Source organism: Patescibacteria group bacterium (assembly GCA_026415775.1).
Classification (GTDB): Bacteria; Patescibacteriota; Minisyncoccia; order UBA6257; family JAAZHW01; genus SKW32.
This window is the reverse complement of the sequence record JAOAGL010000009.1, coordinates 1-942: the sequence shown is the minus strand read 5'-3', so window position 1 is coordinate 942 and position 942 is coordinate 1. Positions and strand designations below refer to the sequence as shown.

At 36.2% G+C, this 942-nt stretch carries 1 protein-coding gene; it reads left to right on the top strand.

Annotated elements, in window-relative coordinates:
* The coding region (locus tag N2692_03090; protein MCX8016252.1) for a DNA topoisomerase at positions 1-942 on the top strand (942 nt) is incomplete at both ends.

The window sequence follows — 942 nt, the reverse complement described above, 5'->3', positions numbered from 1 at the left end:
AGACTTCATCGTAGAAGCTTCTGTAGGACACATAAAAAATTTACCTAAGAGCAAACTCGGTATTGATATTAAAAACGGCTACACACCGGAATTTGTTTTGATAAAAGGTAAAGAAGAAGTTCTAAAGAAGTTGTGTGATTTGAGTTCAAAAGCTGAAAAAGTTTATATAGCGACAGATCCAGATCGTGAAGGTGAAGCTATCGCATACGATATAGCAAAAGAAATAGAGAACAAAAATCCAAATATCTACAGAGTTCTTTTCCACGAAATAACAGAATCAGGTATTCGAGAAGCTATGCAAAATCCACAAAAAATTAATCAAAATCTTGTGGATTCTCAGCGAGCCCGTAGAGTAATGGATAGAATAGTCGGTTATAAGATTAGCCCATTTCTCTGGAAAACAATTTATCATGGTTTATCTGCTGGAAGAGTTCAATCTGTTGCCCTACGCTTAATCTGTGAAAGAGAACAGCAAATTAAGGATTTTGTTCCAGAAGAGTATTGGTCAATTACGGGTGAGTTTAGAGCAGAAGCAACTGAATCTTTCTTTGCGAAGCTAATTTCCAGGGGTGGTGAGGAAATAAAAATTCCAGATCAAAGTTCAGCTGAAAAACTTGTAGAAGAATTAAAAAATCTGAGTTATAAAGTTAAATCTGTAACCAAAAAAGTTACAAAAAGGAATCCACCTGCTCCTTTCATTACAAGTACACTTCAACAGGAAGCCGCTACCAGATTAGGATTCTCTGCAAAGAAAACTATGCAATTGGCACAAGAATTATACGAAGGTGTTGAAATTGGTGAAGATGGTCTCGTCGGTCTTATAACTTATATGCGTACTGACTCAACGCGTCTAAGCTCAGATGCAGTAGAAGCAGTCAGAGAGTACATTTACAATAATTACGGAAAAGAATATTTGCCTAAAGAACCGAGAGAGTACAAAAA